The sequence below is a fragment of the Streptomyces sp. NPDC111656 genome, from assembly GCF_055656965.1.
The window spans coordinates 24,999-44,648 of the sequence record NZ_JBVKCA010000035.1 but is presented as its reverse complement, the minus strand read 5'-3'; the positions used below and the strand labels follow the sequence as shown (position 1 = coordinate 44,648).

General features: G+C 69.8%; 26 protein-coding genes and 1 pseudogene. 10 read left to right on the top strand and 17 right to left on the bottom strand.

The genetic code is table 11. The features are described 5' to 3' along the window. Nucleotides 1-148: 148 nt before the first annotated feature. From ACZ7M3_RS49000 to ACZ7M3_RS48985, 4 genes are read right to left on the bottom strand one after another with little or no spacing between them, the layout of a single operon-like run. Entirely contained in the window at nucleotides 149-1,339 is a 1,191-nt protein-coding gene (locus ACZ7M3_RS49000) for an RNA-guided endonuclease InsQ/TnpB family protein (protein WP_472072797.1), read from the bottom strand. 22 nt (nucleotides 1,340-1,361) lie between these two features. Next, nucleotides 1,362-1,610 (bottom strand): helix-turn-helix domain-containing protein, encoded by a 249-nt coding sequence (locus ACZ7M3_RS48995; protein ID WP_472072795.1) that lies wholly within the window; start codon nucleotides 1,608-1,610, stop codon nucleotides 1,362-1,364. Nucleotides 1,611-1,626: 16 nt separating this feature from the next. Further along, on the bottom strand, nucleotides 1,627-2,142 hold the full coding sequence (locus tag ACZ7M3_RS48990) for a DUF6879 family protein (RefSeq protein ID WP_472072793.1): 516 nt from the start codon (nucleotides 2,140-2,142) through the stop codon (nucleotides 1,627-1,629). Then, the gene (locus ACZ7M3_RS48985; RefSeq protein WP_472072791.1) at nucleotides 2,114-2,368 is read right to left on the bottom strand and encodes a hypothetical protein; all 255 of its coding nucleotides are present in this window, start codon (nucleotides 2,366-2,368) and stop codon (nucleotides 2,114-2,116) included. Before ACZ7M3_RS48985 ends, ACZ7M3_RS48990 begins: the two co-directional genes overlap by 29 nt. A 233-nt stretch (nucleotides 2,369-2,601) precedes the next feature. Here ACZ7M3_RS48985 and ACZ7M3_RS48980 point away from each other — a divergent pair, with 233 nt between their 5' ends. Both ACZ7M3_RS48980 and ACZ7M3_RS48975 read left to right on the top strand, forming a co-directional pair. Then, on the top strand, nucleotides 2,602-2,985 hold the full coding sequence (locus tag ACZ7M3_RS48980; protein WP_472072789.1) for a DUF6415 family natural product biosynthesis protein: 384 nt from the start codon (nucleotides 2,602-2,604) through the stop codon (nucleotides 2,983-2,985). Next, the gene (locus ACZ7M3_RS48975; RefSeq protein ID WP_472072787.1) at nucleotides 2,982-3,182 is read left to right on the top strand and encodes a hypothetical protein; all 201 of its coding nucleotides are present in this window, start codon (nucleotides 2,982-2,984) and stop codon (nucleotides 3,180-3,182) included. Before ACZ7M3_RS48980 ends, ACZ7M3_RS48975 begins: the two co-directional genes overlap by 4 nt. A gap of 65 nt (nucleotides 3,183-3,247) precedes the next feature. On the opposite strand, the gene ACZ7M3_RS48970 is transcribed toward ACZ7M3_RS48975, so the two are convergent. The 4 genes from ACZ7M3_RS48970 to ACZ7M3_RS48955 all read right to left on the bottom strand — a co-directional run bounded on the left by ACZ7M3_RS48970 (nucleotide 3,248) and on the right by ACZ7M3_RS48955 (nucleotide 5,959). Then, nucleotides 3,248-3,682 carry a hypothetical protein gene (locus tag ACZ7M3_RS48970; protein WP_472072785.1) on the bottom strand — a complete coding sequence of 145 codons (435 nt, stop codon included), beginning with the start codon at nucleotides 3,680-3,682 and terminating at the stop codon, nucleotides 3,248-3,250. 22 nt (nucleotides 3,683-3,704) lie between these two features. Beyond that, nucleotides 3,705-4,205 carry a nuclear transport factor 2 family protein gene (locus tag ACZ7M3_RS48965; protein WP_472072783.1) on the bottom strand — a complete coding sequence of 167 codons (501 nt, stop codon included), beginning with the start codon at nucleotides 4,203-4,205 and terminating at the stop codon, nucleotides 3,705-3,707. Nucleotides 4,206-4,699: 494 nt separating this feature from the next. Beyond that, nucleotides 4,700-5,623: a response regulator gene (locus ACZ7M3_RS48960; protein ID WP_472072781.1), complete on the bottom strand. Its 924-nt coding sequence runs from the start codon at nucleotides 5,621-5,623 to the stop codon at nucleotides 4,700-4,702. 36 nt (nucleotides 5,624-5,659) lie between these two features. Beyond that, nucleotides 5,660-5,959 (bottom strand): SbtR family transcriptional regulator, encoded by a 300-nt coding sequence (locus tag ACZ7M3_RS48955; RefSeq protein WP_472072779.1) that lies wholly within the window; start codon nucleotides 5,957-5,959, stop codon nucleotides 5,660-5,662. On the opposite strand from ACZ7M3_RS48955, the gene ACZ7M3_RS48950 reads away from it, so the two are divergent. After that, nucleotides 5,951-6,706, top strand: a complete 756-nt coding sequence (locus tag ACZ7M3_RS48950; RefSeq protein WP_472072777.1) for an SDR family NAD(P)-dependent oxidoreductase — start codon at nucleotides 5,951-5,953, stop codon at nucleotides 6,704-6,706. The genes ACZ7M3_RS48955 and ACZ7M3_RS48950 overlap by 9 nt on opposite strands. Nucleotides 6,707-6,795: 89 nt before the next feature. Here the strand turns inward: ACZ7M3_RS48950 and ACZ7M3_RS48945 are convergent, their stop codons facing one another. Then, nucleotides 6,796-7,284, bottom strand: a complete 489-nt coding sequence (locus ACZ7M3_RS48945; protein WP_472072775.1) for an Lrp/AsnC family transcriptional regulator — start codon at nucleotides 7,282-7,284, stop codon at nucleotides 6,796-6,798. On the opposite strand from ACZ7M3_RS48945, the pseudogene ACZ7M3_RS48940 reads away from it, so the two are divergent. Together ACZ7M3_RS48940 and ACZ7M3_RS48935 are read left to right on the top strand one after the other, a co-directional pair. Further along, a pseudogene (locus tag ACZ7M3_RS48940) lies at nucleotides 7,259-8,623 on the top strand (pyridoxal phosphate-dependent decarboxylase family protein); the annotation flags it as partial. The gene ACZ7M3_RS48945 and the pseudogene ACZ7M3_RS48940 sit on opposite strands and share 26 nt — an antisense overlap. 133 nt (nucleotides 8,624-8,756) lie before the next feature. Continuing rightward, entirely contained in the window at nucleotides 8,757-9,308 is a 552-nt protein-coding gene (locus tag ACZ7M3_RS48935; protein WP_472072844.1) for an MmyB family transcriptional regulator, read from the top strand. Between the two features lie 178 nt (nucleotides 9,309-9,486). Here ACZ7M3_RS48935 and ACZ7M3_RS48930 read toward each other — a convergent pair whose 3' ends face one another. Further along, entirely contained in the window at nucleotides 9,487-9,900 is a 414-nt protein-coding gene (locus tag ACZ7M3_RS48930) for a (R)-mandelonitrile lyase (RefSeq protein ID WP_472072773.1), read from the bottom strand. A gap of 162 nt (nucleotides 9,901-10,062) precedes the next feature. Here ACZ7M3_RS48930 and ACZ7M3_RS48925 point away from each other — a divergent pair, with 162 nt between their 5' ends. From ACZ7M3_RS48925 to ACZ7M3_RS48910, 4 genes are all read left to right on the top strand, one after another. Next, nucleotides 10,063-11,004 carry a helix-turn-helix transcriptional regulator gene (locus ACZ7M3_RS48925; RefSeq protein ID WP_472072771.1) on the top strand — a complete coding sequence of 314 codons (942 nt, stop codon included), beginning with the start codon at nucleotides 10,063-10,065 and terminating at the stop codon, nucleotides 11,002-11,004. Nucleotides 11,005-11,017: 13 nt separating this feature from the next. Further along, nucleotides 11,018-11,392 carry a nuclear transport factor 2 family protein gene (locus ACZ7M3_RS48920; RefSeq protein ID WP_472072769.1) on the top strand — a complete coding sequence of 125 codons (375 nt, stop codon included), beginning with the start codon at nucleotides 11,018-11,020 and terminating at the stop codon, nucleotides 11,390-11,392. Nucleotides 11,393-11,459: 67 nt separating this feature from the next. Then, nucleotides 11,460-12,026 (top strand): hypothetical protein, encoded by a 567-nt coding sequence (locus ACZ7M3_RS48915; protein ID WP_472072767.1) that lies wholly within the window; start codon nucleotides 11,460-11,462, stop codon nucleotides 12,024-12,026. Nucleotides 12,027-12,050: 24 nt separating this feature from the next. Further along, complete coding sequence (locus tag ACZ7M3_RS48910) at nucleotides 12,051-12,473, top strand: hypothetical protein (RefSeq protein ID WP_472072765.1); 423 nt, start codon at nucleotides 12,051-12,053, stop codon at nucleotides 12,471-12,473. Nucleotides 12,474-12,545: 72 nt separating this feature from the next. Here the strand turns inward: ACZ7M3_RS48910 and ACZ7M3_RS48905 are convergent, their stop codons facing one another. From ACZ7M3_RS48905 to ACZ7M3_RS48890, 4 genes are all read right to left on the bottom strand, one after another. After that, a complete protein-coding gene (locus tag ACZ7M3_RS48905) occupies nucleotides 12,546-13,352 on the bottom strand; it encodes an SDR family oxidoreductase (protein WP_472072763.1) in 807 nt (268 codons plus the stop codon). A 26-nt stretch (nucleotides 13,353-13,378) separates the two neighbouring features. Next, nucleotides 13,379-14,218, bottom strand: coding sequence for an SDR family oxidoreductase (locus ACZ7M3_RS48900; protein WP_472072761.1), 840 nt, complete (start codon nucleotides 14,216-14,218; stop codon nucleotides 13,379-13,381). A gap of 123 nt (nucleotides 14,219-14,341) precedes the next feature. Further along, nucleotides 14,342-14,551 carry an SIP domain-containing protein gene (locus ACZ7M3_RS48895; protein ID WP_472072759.1) on the bottom strand — a complete coding sequence of 70 codons (210 nt, stop codon included), beginning with the start codon at nucleotides 14,549-14,551 and terminating at the stop codon, nucleotides 14,342-14,344. Nucleotides 14,552-14,556: 5 nt separating this feature from the next. Further along, entirely contained in the window at nucleotides 14,557-14,805 is a 249-nt protein-coding gene (locus tag ACZ7M3_RS48890) for a low temperature requirement protein A (protein WP_472072757.1), read from the bottom strand. Nucleotides 14,806-15,042: 237 nt separating this feature from the next. Here ACZ7M3_RS48890 and ACZ7M3_RS48885 point away from each other — a divergent pair, with 237 nt between their 5' ends. Beyond that, nucleotides 15,043-16,086 carry an NAD(P)-dependent alcohol dehydrogenase gene (locus tag ACZ7M3_RS48885; protein ID WP_472072755.1) on the top strand — a complete coding sequence of 348 codons (1,044 nt, stop codon included), beginning with the start codon at nucleotides 15,043-15,045 and terminating at the stop codon, nucleotides 16,084-16,086. 326 nt (nucleotides 16,087-16,412) lie between these two features. Here ACZ7M3_RS48885 and ACZ7M3_RS48880 read toward each other — a convergent pair whose 3' ends face one another. The 3 genes from ACZ7M3_RS48880 to ACZ7M3_RS48870 form a co-directional block, all read right to left on the bottom strand. Beyond that, the gene (locus ACZ7M3_RS48880; RefSeq protein ID WP_472072753.1) at nucleotides 16,413-17,381 is read right to left on the bottom strand and encodes an alpha/beta hydrolase; all 969 of its coding nucleotides are present in this window, start codon (nucleotides 17,379-17,381) and stop codon (nucleotides 16,413-16,415) included. Nucleotides 17,382-17,515: 134 nt separating this feature from the next. Continuing rightward, nucleotides 17,516-18,412: an MBL fold metallo-hydrolase gene (locus ACZ7M3_RS48875; protein ID WP_472072751.1), complete on the bottom strand. Its 897-nt coding sequence runs from the start codon at nucleotides 18,410-18,412 to the stop codon at nucleotides 17,516-17,518. A 480-nt stretch (nucleotides 18,413-18,892) separates the two neighbouring features. Continuing rightward, nucleotides 18,893-19,615, bottom strand: a complete 723-nt coding sequence (locus ACZ7M3_RS48870) for an FUSC family protein (protein ID WP_472072749.1) — start codon at nucleotides 19,613-19,615, stop codon at nucleotides 18,893-18,895. Between the last annotated feature and the right edge of the window lie 35 nt (nucleotides 19,616-19,650).

Sequence of the window (19,650 nt, the reverse complement as noted above, 5' to 3'; positions counted from 1 at the left end):
GACCATCACCCCATGAAGCGGGGCCGCCCTTCCTGACGAGGGCGGCCCCGTTTCGCGATGTGTCCGTGCCTACCAGCCGACGGCGACCAGGGGCCACTGCGGGTTGGCGTGGGAAATGACTTCCTCCCCCTCGTAAACGAGGGGATTCCTACGGCTCGCGCCGTGGGATTTTCTGCTTCGTCGCCGACTGCCCACCCAGAGTTGTCCGTTGAGGTCTTACACCAGCTCCACAGACAGACACCGCCAGCCCGGCGGCCAGAAGGTTCTTCGCCGCGTTCACGTCCCGGTCGTGGACCGTTCCGCAGTCGCACGTCCAGGTGCGGACATGCAGCGGCATCCTGTCCTGCAAGGCACCGCAGTGGGAGCACAACTTGGAGGAGGGGAAGAAGCGGTCCACAACCACCACGTCCCGCCCGTACCAGACGGCCTTGTACTCCAGAAGGCCCCGGAACTCTGCCCACGCGGCATCGCTGATGGCGCGGGCGAGTCTCCGGTTCCTGACCATATTGCGCACGGTCAGGTCCTCGATCACGAGCGTTTGGTTTTCGCGCACGAGTCGAGTGGTCAGCTTGTGCAGGCCGTCCCTGCGCCGGTCCGTGATCCGGGCGTGAATCCTGGCGACCTTGCGGCGTGCCTTCTCCCGGTTCGCGGAGCCCTTCTCCTTGCGGGCACAGTTGCGCTGTGCCTTGGCAAGGCGAGCGCGGCCGCGGCGTTCGTGCCGGGGGTTGGCGATCTTCTCACCGGTCGACAGGGCCAGCAGGTGGTCCAGGCCGACGTCGATCCCCACCGCCGCATCCGTGGCCGCGAGCGGTTTCACCGTCGGGTCCTCGCACAGCATCGACACGAACCAGCGGCCGGCCGCGTCCCGGGACACGGTCACGGTCGTCGGCACACTGCCCTCGGGCAGGGGGCGGGACCAGACGATGTCCAGCGGCCCGGCCATCTTCGCGAGCTTCAACCGGCCGTCACCGAACGGGAACGCCGAGCTGGTGTACTCCGCCGAGGCGCGGGACCTCCGCTTCGACTTGAACCGTGGGTACTTGGCGCGCTTGGAGAAGAAGTTCGCGAACGCCCCTTGCAGGTGCCGCAGCGCCTGCTGGAGCGGAACCGACGACACCTCGTTGAGGAAGGCCAGTTCCTCGGTCTTCTTCCAGGCCGTCAGCATTGCGGAGGACTGGTTGTAGTTGACCCGCTCCTGCCGCGCCCACGCCTCGGTACGGGCCGCGAGCGCCATGTTGTAGACCTTCCGCACGCACCCGAACGTGCGCGACAGCTCCGCCGCCTGCGCATCCGTCGGACAGAAGCGGTACTTAAACGCCCGCTTCACGTGAATGGCCACAGCTCACAAACTATCGCATCAACTAGTGGCTTACTGCGGGTAGTTGGCCGCGAAGGACGATCCGTCCTGGCGGCGGATCCTCTTTCTCTGCCCTATCGGCATCGGACGGCGGTGTCTTCGCGCTCTCGATCCGGCCGGACTTGGACTCGTGCCGGCCGCATCGGACGGCCAGCTCACGCTTGGTCAGCCCGCCGTCGAGCCGGATGTCCCGCAGCCGCGCGGCGAGACGCTCGCGGGCCTGCTGGACGCTCGACGACGGATGCACAGACATGAGCCGGCCGTGCCGATCAGGCGGTGAAGCGGTCGTGCGGGACGGTGCGCTCCCACACCGCCTCGAAGGCGTCGGACAGATGCTTGATCAGCGCCAGGTCCTCGGTGAACGCGTCGTCGACCACAGCCCCGTCACCGTCGAAGTGATGAACGCGCGCCAGGCGGTTGTCGAAGAGCCAGAAGTCGTTGCCGGGCAAGGACAGATCGGTCGTGGCCCGCCGGGGCAGCCAGCGGACGTCCTCGCCCGCCTCGGTCAGCTCCCGCGTGACGTAGTGCTCCCAGCGGATGTAGTCGGTCACCGGCTCCGAGACGACGCGGGCGCGGCGGATATCGACGCCCCGGCCGACCGTGTCGGCGATCATCTGAAGGTAGGAGTCCCACCAGGAGGTGCGGTCCTCCCAGTTGATGCGCTCACCCCGCCGCCAGGCCTCGAAGCGCTCGGTCGGCGCGTACACGTCGCGCATCTCCAGATGGACGGCGGAGTCATCACAGCCCGCCAGGAGCTCAGCGAACGTCGGCGCGCTCAACGGCATCGCACGCCTCCCTGATCATCGGGATCATCCGGACCGGGATGCGGATGATCGCTTCGGTGTCCGGCACGGAGCCGTTCGCCGGGCTCGTCGACTCGCGCACGCTCTGCGTCGCGGCGTCCGGCTTCCAGCCCTGCGAAAGGATCTCCTGTGCGTCGGTGTCAGCCCACACGGTAGGGCAGTGATCGCGGTCGGTGTCGGGGTCGATGCCCACGAACTCAATGGCCATGATGATCTCCCCTGGTCTCCTGTGTCCACGGGACTTGCTCGTGCTTGCACACCAGCGTCACGGCCTGCCACGACAGCGTCAACAGTGCGTCCGGCCCAGGGAATTGGTGTGCAAGTCCGTGCAAGTTCGTAGCAGGCCGGAGCGCCGTCTTCCTAGCGTCGACAGACACGAGAAGACCCCGGCGACCGCTGACACGGTCCCGGGGCTGGCCGACGCTTCGAGGGAGCGACGACATGCCGCACCGTACCGCCCCACCACCAGCCGTGACAGAGCAGGTGGAAGCACTGCCGATGGACATCGAAACCATGCGAGAGAGCGCCCGGCGGCTGCTCCCCGACGACGCCGAGGTGCCCTCGCCGGAAGAGCTGGAGATCCTCACGCTCCGGCTGCGCGGGCACATGATGCTGGCGATCCCCGAGGTGGAGATTGCCGCCGGTCGCCTCCCCGAGGACGACATCCCCCGGTACTGCGCACTCACCCGCGTCGGGGAAGCACGCATGCGGCTGAACCTGGAGCCGGGGCGGACACTGCCCGCCGGGATCGCCCACGCGCAGCGTCTCGCGCGGTCGGTCAACGCCCTCTGTGATCACGCGGTGAACCTGGGCGGCCACTCGTGACCCGCGTCTGCCGGTACTGCGACGAGCCGATCACGGAGCCGTCGGATGCCGTCGTCGTCGCTCACGAGCTCGGCAACTCGGTCCCCGGCTGGGACGTCTGGGCCCACCGTGATCACGCTGAGCTCGTCGAGCTGATCGACCCTGATCTCCTGCGCATCATGATTCGCATCTGGGCCGCACAGGCGGCAGCGCAGTAGCCGCCCACCACAGCGAAGCCCCGGACCCATCGGCGTGGTCCGGGGCTTCGCCGTGTGCTGTTGCGTCAGGCTTCGGTCACGGCCCACTTGATCCGGTCGGCGACCGCGCCCGCGCCCGCAGCGCGGGTGATGCGCACCTCACCGAGGACGTCAGGCGTGAGCAGCAGAGCGGCGAGCTGGCGCCGAACGGCAACGGGCGTGGCCTTCCACCTGTGCTCGACGTCGGGCCCGTGGTCGAACAGCTCGGCGAGCGCCGACGGCCGGGGAGTCAGTGCGGTCTCGCGGGCCTCCAGGGCTGTGATCTCGTCCTCCAGCTCTTCGATCATCGCGAGCAGGGCGACCTTGGCACGGGCGCCGAAGGGGCGGGGTGCTGTCTCCAGTTCGCTCAACTCGGCACGCTTGCCTGCGAGTTGAGCGCGCACCGAGTCGAGTTCGGCTCCGCCGTCCTCGGGGAGGACTGTTGAAGCAACGCGATGGGTATTGCGCGTTCTGATCACCAAGACCTGCGAGTGCCCTGTGTGGTCAGGACCTGGCCTTGTCCCGCAGGAACCGGGCGACCTCGGTGAAGTCGGCCATGGGCAGGCCTTTGGCAGCGAGTAGACCGACCTGCGTCAGTACCGCGGCTTGGTCCCAGTAGAGCCGTTCGCTCTCCATCAGGTCGTCTCGGAATGTCACGATCACCACCAGGGGCACTTCGACGGTCCGTCCGGTCGGAGCGAGTCCGGGCAACAGGAACGGGACCTGCTGGTCGTGAGTCATCCGCATGATGATCTCCTCAACGAGGAAGTCGCCGCCCACCGACCGATCCACCGTCTCAGTCGAGGTGTTCTGCGGAATGCCCGGAATGAAGACGTCGCGGTAGTAACCCCGTAGGTAGTTCTTGCCGAAGCCACCGCTCATCGTCGGCAGATGCATCACACTGGCGTCCTCCACCATGGTGGTCACAGCCAGATCGGCGTCCTTGACGACAAACTCGTACGCCGTGTGCTGCTCCCACAACGCGACCATGTCCTCTTGGTCCACGATGTCTCCTCCAGAGATCCGTCCCATCGACGGGGCTCCTCACTGACCGTCCCCGGCCGACCAACGAACACCGCCAGCGAAAGGATGCGACCAGGCATCACCGAACGTACGAGAGTCGTCCCGGTGGCACGGGCCGCCACGTCTCTACGGGTGCCGGGGCCGATTCGCGACCGGTGTTCCGCCACCCCACGGGTCGCATCTCGAAGGTTGACCAAGACGACGAATCACTCAACGTGCCAGCGCCACAAAAGTTGAGCCAGAACCCGCTGAACAACGTCACAGCCACGCCGGCCCCGACCTGAACAGTCTGCGCCCCGACCTCACAGCGATCCCACTGGACGGAGTCGAACCCAGCCACGTCGTCCTCGCCACCCGCTCCGACGACCGCAGCCGACTGGTGGCCGCCTTCCGCAAATACGCCCAGGCCCACCTCACCACTGCGGGCGCGTGCCCCCCGGCATTAGGGCCGGGCACGAGGCCGGCGGGGCCGTGACCTACGTTGGATCCGCTTCCCGCGTGAGCCCGCCCGGCACCGCGTAGCCGTGGTCGTAGGCGTACCGGACGGCCGCGGCCCGGTCGGCCGATCGGGTCTTGGCGAAGATGCGGTTGATGTGGGTCTTGACGGTGGACTCGCCGATGTACGGCTTCCTGGCGATCGCGCGGTTGGAGGCGCCCTCGGCCACCAGGCGCAATACCTCGACCTCGCGGGGAGTGAGGTTCTCGGGCGCGGGCGCGTGCCTGGGGGTGGCGGCCGCCGCGGCGACGAGCCGCTGCTGCACTCGCGGATCCAGGACGGCCTGGCCGTGCGCGGCGGCATGCAGGGCGCGGCCGATCTGCCGTCGGTCGGCGTCCTTGGTCAGATATCCGAGGGCCCCGGCCTGCAGCGCGGCCACGATCGTGTCGTCGTCGGCGTAGGTGGTCAGCACCACGACCTGCGTGGCCGGGCTCTGCGCGCGGATCCGGTGGGTGGCCTCGATGCCGTCGCAGCTGGGCATGTGCAGGTCGAGCAGGGCCACTTCGGGTGCGGTACGGGCCACGGCCTCGACCGCGGCGTGACCGTCGGCGGCGCTCGCCACCAGGATGATGCCCGGCAGGGTCTCCAGCAGCAGCGCACGACCTTCGCGTACGGCGGCCTGGTCGTCGGCGAGGACGACACGGACGGACGGTTCTCCGGGTTCTTGACTGCTCACGGGTTGTTGACTGCTCACGGGTTCCTGGCAACCCTCGGCTGCGCTCAGGTTGACCGAGAGAGCCGAGAGTGAATGGGCGAGGATGTCGTGGATCCCGCGGGCGATCCGCGCCCGTCCCTCCAGAGCCACGGCCTGTTTCTCCGCCGCGACGGCGCGCCTCTCCTGGGCGAGCGCGTACTCGGCCTGCTCGGCCCGCTGACGATAGGAGCGCCGCGCTACGCCGATCACCCAGCAGGCCCGACAGCCTGCGGGGGTCGTGCGGGTTCAGATCGCGGTCAAGTCCTTGGTCAGTGCGTCCACGAGGAGATCGACGAGTCGGCGGATCTGCTCCTTGGTGCAGTGCTGCACCGAATAGGAGACGCCACCGATAAGGAGCAGAACGTCGGCGGGGGTGACGTCGGTACGCACACTGCCGTCCCGGGCGCCGGCGTCGAGGAGGGTGGTGACGGCGTCAGTCAGGAGCGCACTGCTGTCGGAGTACGGGTCGGCTCCGGAAGTGATGACGGTGTTGAGTGCTGCGCACATGTCGCTGTTGGCCGAGGCGTGGTCGAGGAAGTGTTCCATCCACGTCCGGGTGGCCTCGGCGGCGAGGCCCTGGACGACCTGCGCGAGACCTACGGCGACCGGCTGACCGTCGAAAGCCTCGACCTCACCCGGCCGGCCGACGTCGGCACTGTGGTCAGCCGGACCCTCCGGTCCGGACCGGTGGACATCGTGGTCAACAGCGCCGGATACGCCGTCATGGGCGCCGCCGAGGAGATGACCGTCGAGCAGATCCGCGACCAGATCGAGGTCCTGCGGCTCTCACCGATGCTGATCACCCGGGCCTTCCTGAAGCCGATGCGCGAGCAGGGTGGCGGCCGGATCATCCAGATCTCCGGCGCCGGTGGCCAGATGGCCATGCCGGCGCAGAGTGCCTACCGCACGGGCAGGTGGGGGCTGGAAGGCTTCACCGAGAGCGCCAGCGGCGAAGTCGCCGACTTCGACATCCACCTCACTCTGGTCGAGCCCGGCGCCATCCACACCGGCTTCAACTCGGCCCTGCGCTACACCACCGAAACGGCTGCCTACCGCGCAGGCTCCGTCGGCCAGTTCCGGGGCTACATGCAGAACGCCGACCACAGCACATTCACCGGCGACCCGGCCAGGCTCGCCGCCGCCGTCTACGACACCACCCGCCACCCGAACCCGCCCCTGTGCCTCGCCCTCGGCGCCGACGGCCACCACATCATGCACAGCGCACTCAACGCACGGCTCCCCCAGCTGGAAGCCCTGAAGGACCTTGCGGCATCCGTCGCCATCACCGACTGACGAGCGACACAGGACTCCAAGCCCCTGTTCTCGTGCACGGTCCGTTGTGCGCCTGAACCCGCCTCGGTGCAAGGAGCCGGACGATTGGGTCATGGGTGTGGGGTGGGCCAGGAGGTGAGGGGGAGGGGGCCGCGGTCGATGACGGTGCGGATGCAGAAGGTGCTGCGGGCGTCGCGGACGGGGCCGATGGCCAGGATCTGATCGGTGAGCACTTTCTCGAAGGTGCGCAGGTCCGGTACGGCGAGTTCCACGAAGAAGTCGGCGTCGCCGGAGACCACGTGGCAGGCGACCACGTGGTCGATCGCCTTCAGTGCCTCTTCGACCACCTGGGAGGTGGTGCGGGAGTGCTCGACCTTGAGGGAGAGGAACACCGTCAGCCCGAGGCCGAGGCGCTCGCGGTCCAGATCGGCCCGGTAGCCGGACAGGACTCCGTCCTCCTCCAGCGCCTTGGTGCGGCGCAGGCAGGACGAGGGGGAGAGGCGTACGGCCTCGGCGAGGTCGACGTTGGGAGTGCGTCCGTGGCATTGGAGGTGGTCCAGGATCGCCCGGTCGATGCGGTCGTACAGGGGGCGTGGCATGAAATGCAGCGTATCGGCCGGATCAGCGAACAATCATGCGCCGCAGTGCCGTCCGGGCGCTGACTACGCCATCGTGTGCCGCGTTTGGCGGCGCATTCTGGTCACGCGTTCCGGCCGCCGGCTAGGCCGGACCGCCGCCCCCGTACCCCTCTCACAGCTACCGGACTGCCGCATGCACCCCTCGCCTCAATTCCCTCTGGAACCCGACCGCGCCGCCATGACCGAGATGGGCCGTCTCGTCCTGGACCGTGTGGTCGACCGCACCGAGAACCTCGCGGCCCGCCCCGCGACCAGCCCCCTCTCCCCGCAGGCCGAGACCGGCCTGGTGGAGTCGTTCCTGGCGCCGCCGCCCGCCCGGGGCGGCGACCTGAAGACGCTGCTCGCGCGCCTGGACGAGGCCGCCGACTGCGCCCTGGAGACCGCCGGACCCGGCCACCTGGCGTACATCCCGGGCAGCGGTCTGTACTCGGCCGCGCTCGCCGAGTTCTACAACCGTGCGGTCAACCGTTACGGCGGCCTGGCCTCGGTGGCCCCGGCCCTCGCCGCGCTGGAGGAGAGCGTGATCCGCTGGATGGCCCGCGAGGTGTGCGGACTCCCGGAGGGCAGCGGCGGCCTGCTGACCAGCGGTGGTTCGATGGCCACGTTCTCCGCGACGGTCGCCGCCCGTCATCACAGACTCGGCGAGGATCTCGCGGACGGCACCGTCTACACATCCGCCTTCGCCCGCCACTCCGTCGCCAAGGCCGCCCGCCTCGCCGGCATCCGCGCCGCCCATATACGCACGGTCCCGCACACCGCGGACCTGCGGATGGACCCCGACGCCGCCGCGGCGATGATCCGCGCCGACCGGGCGGCCGGGCTGCGGCCGTTCCTGCTGGTGGCCACCGCCAGCACCACCGACACCGGCACCATCGACCCGCTGGCCCAGCTGGCCGACCTGGCCCGCCGCGAGGACCTGTGGTTCCACGTCGACGCGGCCTACGGCGGCTTCTTCCGCCTCACCGCACGCGGCACCGAACGCCTCGCCGGCTTCGAGGAGGCCGACTCGATCACCCTCGACCCGCACAAGACCCTCTTCATGCCGTTCGGCACCGGCGCCCTGGTGGTCCGTGACCTCGCCACCCTGCACGCCGCGCACGAGGGCACCGGCAGCTACCTCCAGGACATGGGGGCGGCCGGGAGCATCCCGGACTCCGGTCACCTCGGACCCGAGCTGACCCACGAGATCCGCGGTCTGCGGGCCTGGCTTCCCCTGCACCTGCACGGAGTCGACGCCTTCCGCGAGGCCCTGGACGAGAAGCTCGACCTGGCCGAACACGTCCACCATGTGCTGTCCGGCATCCCGGAGCTGGAGGTCCCGCACCGCCCGGACCTGTCCACCGTGATCTTCCGCCTTCGCCCCGCCGACGGCAGCCGGGCCGCCGCCGAGCGGGCCGACGAGGCCAGCCGCCTCCTCCTGGAGCGAATCAACGATCAGCGACGCGTCGTGCTCTCCAGCACGGTCGTCGACGGCCGCTACACCCTGCGCGTCTGCGTGGTCTCCCACCGCACCCACCAACCCGGGCGGGCTGCGTCTGTTCCCGGGGATCGCCGACTGGCCGCCACAGACGCGCAACGTGGTGCGCTACGTCTTCCTGCATCCCGCCGCGACCACGCTCTTCGACGACTGGGACGAGCAGCTCCGCGCCGTGGTCGGCCGTCTGCGCGCCTTGTCGAGCCTGGAGCCCGACGCCCCGGACCTGACGGAACTCGTCGACGAACTGCTCAGCAAGAGCCCGGAGTTCACCGACCTGTGGGAGCGCTACGACGTGCGATGGCACACCCACGGCAGCAAGACCTTCCATCACCCCGAGGTCGGCGACCTCACCCCTGAGTACCAGTCCATGCAGCTCGAAGGCACCCAGGGCCAGCGGTTCATCGCGTACTACGCCAAGCCCGGCACCCCCGACCACGACAAGCTGGTCCTCCTCGACATGGCTGAGGCCGTACAGGGCGCGGTGCACCCGGCGAAGGACGCCACCTGACCGTGCCCGGCGATCAGTGACGGCCGAAGGTGTCCAGGCCGATGGTCTCGTCGCGGGGTGCCGCAAGGTCGTAGCCGAAGATCATGCGCCCATGCAGCCCAGGCCGATCACGCCGACCTCGGGGCCGTTCGGTCCGAGGGTGGTGGTGCGCATGAAGTCCTTCCTTCTGCCGGGTGGCTCAGTGAGCGGGGGTGCGCGGGGCGCCGTACTGCTCGTCGGTGACCTTCTCCAGCCACGTTGTCTCCGGGCTGCCGTCGCCGAGGCCCTCCCACAGGGCGAGGTGCTCCATGAAGGCGTCGGGAGCGGCGCCGTGCCAGTGCTCCTCACCCGGGGGTGTGTGGACGGTGTCGCCGGGGCGGGCCTCGATGACCGTGCCGTCACGGCCGCCGATCAGGGCGACGCCGGAGACGATGTGCAGGGTCTGGCCCAGGGCGTGGGAGTGCCAGTCGGTGCGGGCGCACGGCGCGAACCGGACCAGGTTGAGGCGGGCACGGGACGGCTCCTGACCGGCGTGGATCACATCCCACCAGACGTCGCCGGTGAACCAGTCGGCCGGGGCCTTGCTGGTGGGCTGCCGCTTGAGGATCTCCACGGTGGTGCTCCTTGCGCGTGAGGGGAGGCAAGCTGGTCTCCAGCCTCCCCCGGGATCTCCGCGCGCGGCAGGCCGTGGCGTGCCGGGGAGCGCCGTTCGGGGGAGCGACAGAGCCCCCCGGGCACCTCCCGCGCAGGTCATCGCATGTCCACACTGGAGAACATGACACGTGAGACCACCTCCGGCGGAGGCACCGAGCTGGGGCGCTTCCTGCGTGCCCGGCGCGCTCGGCTGACGCCCACGGAGGCCGGACTCGCGGCAGGCGCCGGGGTGCGGCGCACACCCGGGCTGCGCCGCGAGGAACTGGCCACCCTCGCCGGTATCAGCATCGACTACTACACCCGTCTGGAGCGCGGCAAGGAGACCCGTCCGAGCCCCCAGGTCGTCGACGCCCTTGCCCGGGCCCTTCAGTTGGAGGACGACGAGCACGAGCATCTGCGCAGCCTTGCCCAGTTGGCCGCCCGCACGGTCCCGGAGGCTCCCGCGCCGCCCTCCCGCACCGTGCGGCCGGGCGTGAAGCTGCTGCTGGAGTCACTGCGGCCAGGCCCCGCCTATGTGGTCAGCCGGACCAACGACCTGCTCGCGGCCAACCCCGGCGGCCTGCGCCTGCTGGCCGGCATCGAGGAGTGGCCGGTCAGGCAGCGCAACATCACCCGGTACGTCTTCCTGCACCCGGCCGCCCGCGAACTGTTCGACGACTGGGACAACCAGATCCGCGGTGGCGTGGCCCGGCTGCGTGCCCTCGCGGGCACCGACCCCGACGCCCCTGACCTGGCGCGGCTCGCCGGTGAACTCCTGCTCAAGAGCCCGGACTTCGCCCGCCTGTGGGAACGCTACGACGTCAAGGGCCACGCCCACGGCCGCAAGACCTTCCACCACCCCGAGGTCGGCGACCTCACCCTCGGCTACCAGAACATGCTGCTGGAGGGCACCCCCGGCCACCGCCTTCTCACCTACTACGCCGAACCCGGCACCCCCGAGCACGACGCCCTGGTCCTGCTGGACCTGCTCGGCTCGCAGTCCTCGTCGGAGAGGCCGACGAGGACAGTCCGGTCTCCGGCCGACGGCAAGGGCCGGGGCGAAAGCACGTCGACCACCTCTTGACGGAGCCTCAGCGATGCGCACATCCGATCCCCGCACCGGGGTCACCGACGCTTACCGCGCCTACTTGCGGGCGATGGCCGACGGCGACACCGGCGCACTCGACGACCTGCTCGACGGCGACTTCACCCTCACCCACATCACCGGCTACGTACAGCCGAAGGCCGAGTGGCCGGCGCAGATGCGGGCCGGACAGTTCGTCTACCACTCGGTCGACGAGAAGGACATGACCGTCGAGGCCGAGGGCGGCAGCACCCACGTCGTCGGACGGATCGTCACCGACGCGACCGTGTACGGCGCACACGCGGACTGGCGGCTCCGCCTGACCATCGACTACACCCGCCGAGGCGACACCTGGACCGCACTGCGCGCGGTGGCCACCACCTGGTAGGGCCAGGATCTGCCCAGCCCGTTTACGGGTCTCCTCCCACTCTCCCCTTCACCCTCAAGGAAGCACCATGCCTGAAAGATCAACCTCCGTGAAGAAGCAGCTCCGGACCGCTCTGGTCGTCGCCGCGACCACAGCGGTACTGGTGTCCGCGCCGTCCGCCTTCGCCGCTTCCTCGGCGCGCGACCGGCAGCCCGTCATCGACCACGTCCGGACCATGGCGAAGTTCGACTACGCCGTCGGCGAGATCCCGGAGAACATCACCTTCAACCCGGACCGCTCCGTCACGCTGTCGATGATCGGCGCGCCCGCCGGCAAACAGCCCTCTCTGGTGCGCGTCTCCCCCTCCGGCCACCGCACCGTCCTCGCCACCTCCGCCCAGGGCGACGGCATCACCGGCAACATCCGTAGCAAGGACGGCACGGTCTACTACAACGTCTGGTCCTCCGACGCCACCCGCTCCGGCGTGTGGAAGCTGTCCCCCGGCGGCACCCCGACCCACCTGGCCGCCCTCCCCACCGACGGCCTGCCCAACGGCATGGCACTGGACCCGAGCGGCCGTACGATCTACGTCGCCGACAGCCTCAAGAGCACCGTGTGGTCCGTTCCCGTGGCGGGCGGACCGGCGAAGGCATGACTGACGGACAAGGCCCTCGCACCGGTGACCTCCGAGGCCGTGCCCTTCGGCGCCAACGGCCTGCGCTTCCACAAGGGAGCCGTCTGGGTCTCCAACCTCGCCCAGGACAGCCTACTGCGCATCCCGGTCACGGCCGACGGCAAGCCCGGCCGGATCCACACTGTCACCAAGAGCCTCGACGGGGTGGACGACTTCAGCTTCCTCAACGAGCGCTCCGACGTGGTCTTCGCCGCGCAGAACGCCCCCGACCTGGTCTCCGTGGTCCACCCCGATGGCAAGGCCAAGGCCGTACTCACCGCATCCGACGGCCTGGCCTCGCCGAGCGCCACCGGAGTGCGTGACAACCAGCTGTACATCATCGACGGCGGGCTGGTCGCCCCGCACCACGCGCAGATGCAGCGCGGCAAGATCAACCTCGCTGCCCTGCTGCCCCACCAGGAGCACTGACCCACTCGACGACGGGCACCAAGTCAGGCCCCCTGCAAGTGCAGGGGGCCTGACTTCCCGTCGCGCTTTCGTTCATGTCTGCGAGGTGCTCGCCGAACTGTGCGCCCTGACGCCGTCGAGGTCCTCGCGCACGCGTTGCGGCTCCAGTTCCAGCGGCATGTTGGTCTCGTCCCGCACCCCGTCCAGGGCGGCGGGCGCGTCCCGGTCCAGGGCGGCGAACAGCGAGCTCATGTCGTCGGGGGCGGGGCCGGATTCCGCGACGAGTTCGAAGGTCTTGCCCGCTGCCTCCTGGTCACTGACGGCCTGGACCAGCACCTCAGCGATCTGCTCGCGGGCGATGACGCCGTCGGAGGGGCTGCCGGAGCGCCGCTCGTCGCCCTGGAGGAAGACGAGCCGGTGCTCGTCGGGGCCGTTCATGTCGAACCAGCCCGGCCGCACGATGGTGTACGGCAGTCCGCTGGCCCTGACCAGCCGCTCCGAGCGGCGCTTCCAGTCGAGGAGATGGTCGTACGCGCTGCCCCGGGCGGTGACGCCGATGGCGGTCATCAGCGCGATGCGGGGCGTACGACCGTGCAGCGCGGCCAGGACGTTGCGGACTCCGGCGTAGTCGACGGTCTCCGGCGTGGAGCGGCCGGAGCCGTCGGATCCGAGGGTCAGCACGATGGCGTCGGCGCCCGCGACGGCCTTGGACAGCGTCTCGGGCCTGGTGACGTCGCCGACGACGACCTGCGTCTCGGCGGGGAGTCGGCGCTCGGCCTTCGCGGCGTCGCGTACCAGCGCCCGGGTGGTGTACCCGTGCGCGATCGACTCGGCGACGACGAGCCGTCCGATGCCGCCGGTCGCGCCGACCACCAGCACGGTCATGGGTGTGTTCGGCATGGGTTCGCTTCCGTTCTCAAGAGCTCTCAGGGGATGGTCAGTTCGCCGGTGCGCAGGGCCGCGGTCACGCCGCCGTCCATCAGCAGGTCGGCGCCGGTGATGAAGCCGGCCTGGCGGCCGAGGAGGAAGGCGGCCGCGTCGGCGACCTCGTCGGGGGTGCCGAAGCGCCCGGCTGCCGACGTCTTGCGCACCTGCTCGAACCACTCGCCGCGAGGCCCGGACAGTTCGTCGAGCGCCAGCGGCGTGATGATCACGCCGGGGCTGACGGCGTTGACACGAGCCCCGCGCCTGCCCCACGCGACGGCGGCGGTCTGCACCCGCAGCGAGTTGGCCCGCTTGGACAGCGCGTAGGCGTGGACGGTCGAACCCACCTGGTCGGGCTGGAGGAACGGCAGCGCGAGCAGGTGCGACGTCTCGGTCGTGGCGAGCGCGTGCTCGACCTCCGGCGCGTAGGGGCTCTCCCGGTGCCCGGCCATGCTGGCGATCACGATGCCTGCCCCGCCCCGCGCGACGACGCGGGCGAAGGCGTCCAGGACCATCGCCGTACCCACCAGGTCGACGCGCAGGATCCGCTCGATGCTCGCCTGGGTGGGCGAGACGCCGGCGGTGTGTACGACCTGGGTGACCGGGCCGAGCGCGGCGGCCGCGTCGGCCAGCGCCTCGACCGCGGCGTGGTCGGAGACGTCGGTGACCCGGGTCCTCACGTCGTACCCCTCGCCGCGCAGGCGTTCGGCGACGGCCTCGGCGGCCTTCTCGCTGTAGTCGGCGAGCAGCACGGTACGGCCGGCGGCGATGCGCCGGGCGATGGCCAGACCGATGCTGCCGGAGCCGATGATGACGGCTACCTCGTTCACGTCGTCGTCCATCCGTCCACCCTTCTCTCCGAACTGTCACCAGCCTGCGAGAAGGGCGCGAGAAGTGGCAGGCCGTGCGGTGCCGGGGAGCGACAGGTCCCCCCACGCGCTTCGGCGAAGAGGATCCGGAGTCGGTCAGTCGAGGCCGGTCCTGCCCGGGGTCCAGTGGGGCTTGGTGGTGAGGGAACGGCGTGACCAGCCACGCTCTTGGACCAGGTGCGCCCGCACCGCCTGGATCGCTCGGGCCTCACCGGTGAGGTGGGCCGTGCCTCCGCTCGCGGGCGGTTCGAGAGCGGACAGGGCCTCCAGGAGCGCCGCTCCAGGGGGTGCCGGCGGTGTTGTCACCGGTGTCACAGGACGGGGGAACCATGACACGTGACACCGGCCATCGCCAGCCCCATGCCCGCTCGTACGATCCCGAGGTCGGCCCGGGCCTGGTTGCCGAGCCACGCGTACGCCGACCACGACCACCACAGCAGCGCGAGCAGCAGCATGCCCTGAAGCACGCCCGCGCCGGTGTGCGCGTGGGCCATGTACGCGGTGACCTGGGTGAGCGCGAAGACGTACACCAGGTCGAAGAACAATTCGAACGTGGTCACGCCGTGGCCCACCGTCACCGCGGGCACAACCGTCGCCGTACTGCCGTATTGCTGTCCGTCGCCATCTTGCACCCCACCAGTGGAGCCCTCCGGTCGGACCGGTGGGAGGCCCTGTCACACCCTGGAACAGCGCTCCCCCGAACAGACCGCCCTGGTTGAGGCCGACCGCGCCCCGCAGGCTCGAAGAGCAGGTGACGACGAACCGTCGCCCCTTCGCCTCGCACCACTGGAGAAGCCATGCTCACCGTCCACGCCTACGGAGCCACATCCGTGGCCGAACCGCTCGTCCCGATGACCATCGAGCGCCGTGAGGTCGGCCCGCGCGACGTCCTCATCGAGATCGCCTACTGCGGGATCTGCCACTCCGACATCCACTTCGCCCGCGGCGAGTTCGGCGACATCCCCACCCCGCTCGTCCCCGGCCACGAGATCGTCGGCACCGTCACGCAGACCGGCTCGCAGGTCACCAAGCACGCCGTCGGCGACCGCGTGGGCGTGGGCTGCATGGCCGACTCCTGCCGCGAGTGCACCAACTGCCTCCAGGGCGAGGAGCAGTACTGCCTGAAGGGCCACACCCTGGTGTTCGGCAGCGTCGGCAGGGACGGGCGGATCACTCAGGGCGGTTTCTCCACCCATGTCGTGGTGACCGAGGACTTCGTGCTGCGCATCCCCGACGGCCTCCCCCTCGACACGGCGGCACCCCTGCTCTGCGCGGGCATCACGACGTATTCGCCGCTTCGGCATTGGGGCGCGGCCCCCGGCAAGAGGGTCGCGGTGGTGGGCCTCGGCGGCCTGGGCCACCTCGCCGTCAAGCTCGCCAAGGCGATGGGCGCGGAGGTCACCGTCCTCTCCCAGTCCCTGAAGAAGCGGGAGGACGGCCTGCGCCTGGGTGCCGACCACTACTACGCCACCGGCGACCCGGCGACCTTCGAGAACCTCGCCGGTAGCTTCGACATCATCCTCAACACGATCAGCGCCAAGATCGACGTCGACGCCTACCTGTCGCTGCTCGCCCTCGACGGCGCCCTCGTCAGCCTCGGCGCCCCCGGCGAACCGCTCCCGGTCGACGTCCCCTCCCTGTTCGCCAACCGGCGTTCCTACGCCGGCTCGCTCTTCGGCGGCATCCGCGAAACCCAGGAGATGCTCGACTTCTGCGCCGAGCACAAGATCGGCGCGGACATCGAGGTCGTCCCGGCCGACCGGATCAACGAAGCCTTCGACCGCGTCCTCGCCTCCGACGTGCGCTACCGGTTCGTGGTCGACACGTCCACTCTGGCCTGAACCCCCTCCGTGTGCTCGCGCAACGGCACTCTTCCGGCCGCCTGCCGAGAGGGTCCTACCGCGTACTCAAGCCGACGGCGCGCGCGACCGTGCCCATAACGCCGGTCAACCACGGTCGACAGCGGTGCGATCATGCGCTCCGAGGCACCACCTCGGAGCGCATACGCCCGGTTCAGACGCCATCTGCCCGTAGGAGGCCGCATTCAGCCGCTTCCTTGCCCGTCACCTACGCGGACAGGCCCAAATTGGACTAGGCAACAAACAAACCCCAGGTCACTGACCTGCGGTTTCATCATGGAGCGGGTGCGAGAATCGAACTCGCGCTCTCAGCTCGGGAAGCGACGGCGCCTGGGGGGGCAGCGATCTGCCGCGTCCGCCTGTCGGCTCGTGTTCGGCGCCAGGTGGCTGCGGAAGAAGCCGGTGGCCGCGGCCGAGGCTTGAGCGAACTCGGTGGTGTACGGGCTGAAGTGCCCTCCGGAGAGCATCACCAGCTCTTTCGGATGCAACGCCCGGTTGTAGGCGGCGAAAGCGGTGTCGGTGAGGGTGACGGTGTCCTGCTTCCCGACGATCACCAGCAGCGGGGTGGGAGAGACGCGATCGACGAACGCGCCCGGCTCGTACATACGCGCCTTGCGGGTGGAGCGGACGGTGACGGAGTTGTCCCAGCGGGTGCCCTCGGGGACCCGGCCGTCGCCGCCTCCTACCGGGCTCCGGACGCCGTCAGCTACTACCTCCAGGAGCTCGGCGCTGACCAGAGCCTGGGTGTGCGGTGGTTCACCGGCCAGTTGGGCACGTTCGTCGGCGTCGAGGGCGGCTTCCAGGGCGGGGAGGTTGTCGGGGGCGACGCGGCGCCTGGACTGCTCGAAGCCGCTGATGGTGGGTACCTGGGCGACGACGGCCTTCAGGCGGCGGTCGGTGGCGCCGAGCACGAGGGCGTGTCCGCCGGCGTAGCTGGATCCCCACAGGCCGATCCGGTCGGCGTCGACTTCCGGGCGCGCTTCCAGATAGGTGAGGGCGCGCCGCCAGTCCTCGATCTGCCGCCAGGGGTCGATGTCCTGGCGCGGGGTGCCGTCGCTGGCGCCGAAGGTGCGGTGGTCGTGGACCAGGACGGCGAAGCCGGCCCCGGCGAAAATGTCGGCGAGGCGCAGGAGGGTCTGTTCCTTCACCGCGCCGTACCCGTGGGCCATGGTGATCGCCGGATGCGGGCCAGGGCCGTCGGGAAGAGAGAGCCTTCCGCGCAGAATCAGGCCGTCGGGAGCCGGAACCTCGACGTCAAGATGGGTGGGCTGGCTCATGATCGCTACTTCCGGGGTGGGCGTCCGGTGTCGTCGGGCGTGGCATTCGCGCCTTCCACCTTCGCCCGCGGAGTCCCGTCGGGCAAACGGACCCGCAGCGGGCTGGGGCGGGTACGGAACCGGGAGGAGCGGTGTCAGCGTGCGGGGACGGGCAGGAGGCGGTAGGCGTCCTGGTGCGTGATCACGCGGCCGGCGGTGGGCGGCGCGAAGTGGGTGCCGAGGACGAGGGTGCCGGACCCGGCGAGCGAGGCGAGCAGTCGGCGGCGCGTGGCTTCGGCTTGCTGCGGGTCGATGTCGACGCGGGAGCCGATGGCGGGGTGGGTGAGCTGGACCGGGTGGTGGATGCAGTCGCCGGTGATCAGCGCCGTTTCCCCCTGGCTGGTGAGCTCGACGGCGATGTGGCCGGGGGTGTGACCGGGCGTGGGCAGCAGTCGCAGGCCCGGCGCGATCACCGCACCCTCGGCCGGGACGTCGACGAGGTCCAGCAGGCCCGCCTGCTCGACCGGCAGGACCGAGTCGCGGAACATCTCCTTGCGGGCTTCCTCCATGTCGTAGCCGGCCCAGAACTCCCGCTCGCTGCGGGAGGTGATGTAGCGGGCGTGGGCAAAGGTGGGGATCCACTGGGCGTCCACCTCCTGAGTGTTCCAGCCGACGTGGTCGGCGTGGAGATGGGTGAGGATCACCAGGTCGACGGAGTCCGGGTGGAAACCGTCGGCGGTGAGGCGCGCCAGGAAGTCGGTCTGTAGGTCGTGCCAGGCAGGGTCGGCCCGCTGCTTGCCGTTGCCGATACCGGTGTCCACGAGGACACGCAGCCCGCCGACGACGAACGCGAAGCTGTGGCTGTCGATGTACAGGATGCCTTCGTCGTCGGCGAAGCGGGGGCGCAGCCAGTCCTGGCCGGCCACCACCTCGGGAGTGGCCTCGGGCAGGAGCCATGGTCCGGTCGCCGGCGGCAGGAGGATCTCGCCGACGCGGTGGACATGGACGTCGCCCACGCCCCAGGAAGGGACGGGGGAAGCGGGGGTCTGCATGACCGTCATTTCCTTTGCTCTCTTCAGCGGAGATGGTCGTACGCGCGGTGGGCTGCCGCTGCCGACCGACCGCCACGCCGCAGTTGCGACGGTCGCCGACCACATCCGCTTTCAAGCCGAAGACCGACAGGCTGCCGCCTCCGGGAGCGCATGGCCGGCCGTTGGGATCGAGACTGCGTGGGAGGGGATTCCTGCCTCGATTGCCCCGCCCGCGCGGATGGGCCCGTTTGAGTTGCCGGCGAGGAGGCCGAGGCTCTCGTGCACCTTGGTCAGATGCCCTATCGCGGCCTGTGTCCCGTCACGGTCCATGGCCATGCCGTGAGTCCGGGCGGTGGCCTCGCTCAGTAGGGCGCCGACTGCTTCGGTCCGCTGCCTGACATCATCGGCAGCGCCGGTCGGTTCCGCAACGACGCGAGCGAGGTCACGCAGTATTTCGCAGGCGCGTCCCAACGTCTCCGCGAGACCCGTGTCGGACGGTACCTAGGCGCTACGGGCCAAAGCGCGGGCGTGCATGGCCAGCGCACCGTAGTGGGCGAGGCGGCGTGTGCCGGTCCGGCTGACCGGCAGGACTACCGGAACGTTGTGAGGGCGGGTGACCGCCTGGATCTGCCGCCTGGCGGCGTCGACGATGCGGGCGTGCACGTGCAGCGTCGTGTCGACACCAGGTTGGCCGCGTACCAGTGCGGCGGCTGTGTCCAGGAGATCGCCGACGGCGTGGAACATCGCGCGGCGGGCGGCATGGTCGGCCGCCGGGGTTCGGGTCGGGAGGACGGTGAGGACGACGACGGAGCTGATGACGGTCCCTGTGGCCGTCTCCGCGAATCGGAGCACCATCAGGTGGTTGCTGAGGGCGCCAAAGGCGCTGTACAGCGGCCCGAGCGCGACGGTCAGGCAGAAAATGGTGAGGGCGTACGAGAATTGAATGACGCCGATGCCGAGCGAAATCACGGGCAGGATGATGACGGTGGTCGTGATCGGGTTCACACTGGCGATACCGGCGACGGCGATGGCAGGCAGCAGACCCAGGGCAGTTCCCACCGTGCGGTGGATGGACCGTGTGACGGTCTCCCCGCCTGTGGCGGTGCCGTTGAAGACGACCAGGCAACAGGCAGCAGCCCAGAAGAAGAAGTGCTGCGCCCACCCCTGCATTGTCAGCCGCTCGTCCTCGGACAAGACCAGCGGCTGCAGCCTGCTGTCGCCCACTCCTCCAGCAGACCGCAGCCGGCAACTACCGTCAC

Excerpts from the sequence above, each read along its gene's own strand:
- ACZ7M3_RS48985 (WP_472072791.1), bottom strand. The coding sequence starts at position 2,368 with ATGGCCATTGAGTTCGTGGGCATCGACCCCGACACCGACCGCGATCAC.
- ACZ7M3_RS48885 (WP_472072755.1), top strand. The coding sequence starts at position 15,043 with ATGCTCACCGTCCACGCCTACGGAGCCACATCCGTGGCCGAACCGCTC.
- ACZ7M3_RS48995 (WP_472072795.1), bottom strand. The coding sequence starts at position 1,610 with ATGTCTGTGCATCCGTCGTCGAGCGTCCAGCAGGCCCGCGAGCGTCTC.
- ACZ7M3_RS48955 (WP_472072779.1), bottom strand. The coding sequence starts at position 5,959 with ATGGAACACTTCCTCGACCACGCCTCGGCCAACAGCGACATGTGCGCA.
- ACZ7M3_RS48875 (WP_472072751.1), bottom strand. The coding sequence starts at position 18,412 with ATGCAGACCCCCGCTTCCCCCGTCCCTTCCTGGGGCGTGGGCGACGTC.
- ACZ7M3_RS48880 (WP_472072753.1), bottom strand. The coding sequence starts at position 17,381 with ATGAGCCAGCCCACCCATCTTGACGTCGAGGTTCCGGCTCCCGACGGC.
- ACZ7M3_RS48990 (WP_472072793.1), bottom strand. The coding sequence starts at position 2,142 with ATGCCGTTGAGCGCGCCGACGTTCGCTGAGCTCCTGGCGGGCTGTGAT.
- ACZ7M3_RS48920 (WP_472072769.1), top strand. The coding sequence starts at position 11,018 with ATGCGCACATCCGATCCCCGCACCGGGGTCACCGACGCTTACCGCGCC.
- ACZ7M3_RS48945 (WP_472072775.1), bottom strand. The coding sequence starts at position 7,284 with ATGCCACGCCCCCTGTACGACCGCATCGACCGGGCGATCCTGGACCAC.
- ACZ7M3_RS48980 (WP_472072789.1), top strand. The coding sequence starts at position 2,602 with ATGCCGCACCGTACCGCCCCACCACCAGCCGTGACAGAGCAGGTGGAA.
- ACZ7M3_RS48900 (WP_472072761.1), bottom strand. The coding sequence starts at position 14,218 with ATGGACGACGACGTGAACGAGGTAGCCGTCATCATCGGCTCCGGCAGC.
- ACZ7M3_RS48925 (WP_472072771.1), top strand. The coding sequence starts at position 10,063 with ATGACACGTGAGACCACCTCCGGCGGAGGCACCGAGCTGGGGCGCTTC.
- ACZ7M3_RS48915 (WP_472072767.1), top strand. The coding sequence starts at position 11,460 with ATGCCTGAAAGATCAACCTCCGTGAAGAAGCAGCTCCGGACCGCTCTG.
- ACZ7M3_RS48905 (WP_472072763.1), bottom strand. The coding sequence starts at position 13,352 with ATGCCGAACACACCCATGACCGTGCTGGTGGTCGGCGCGACCGGCGGC.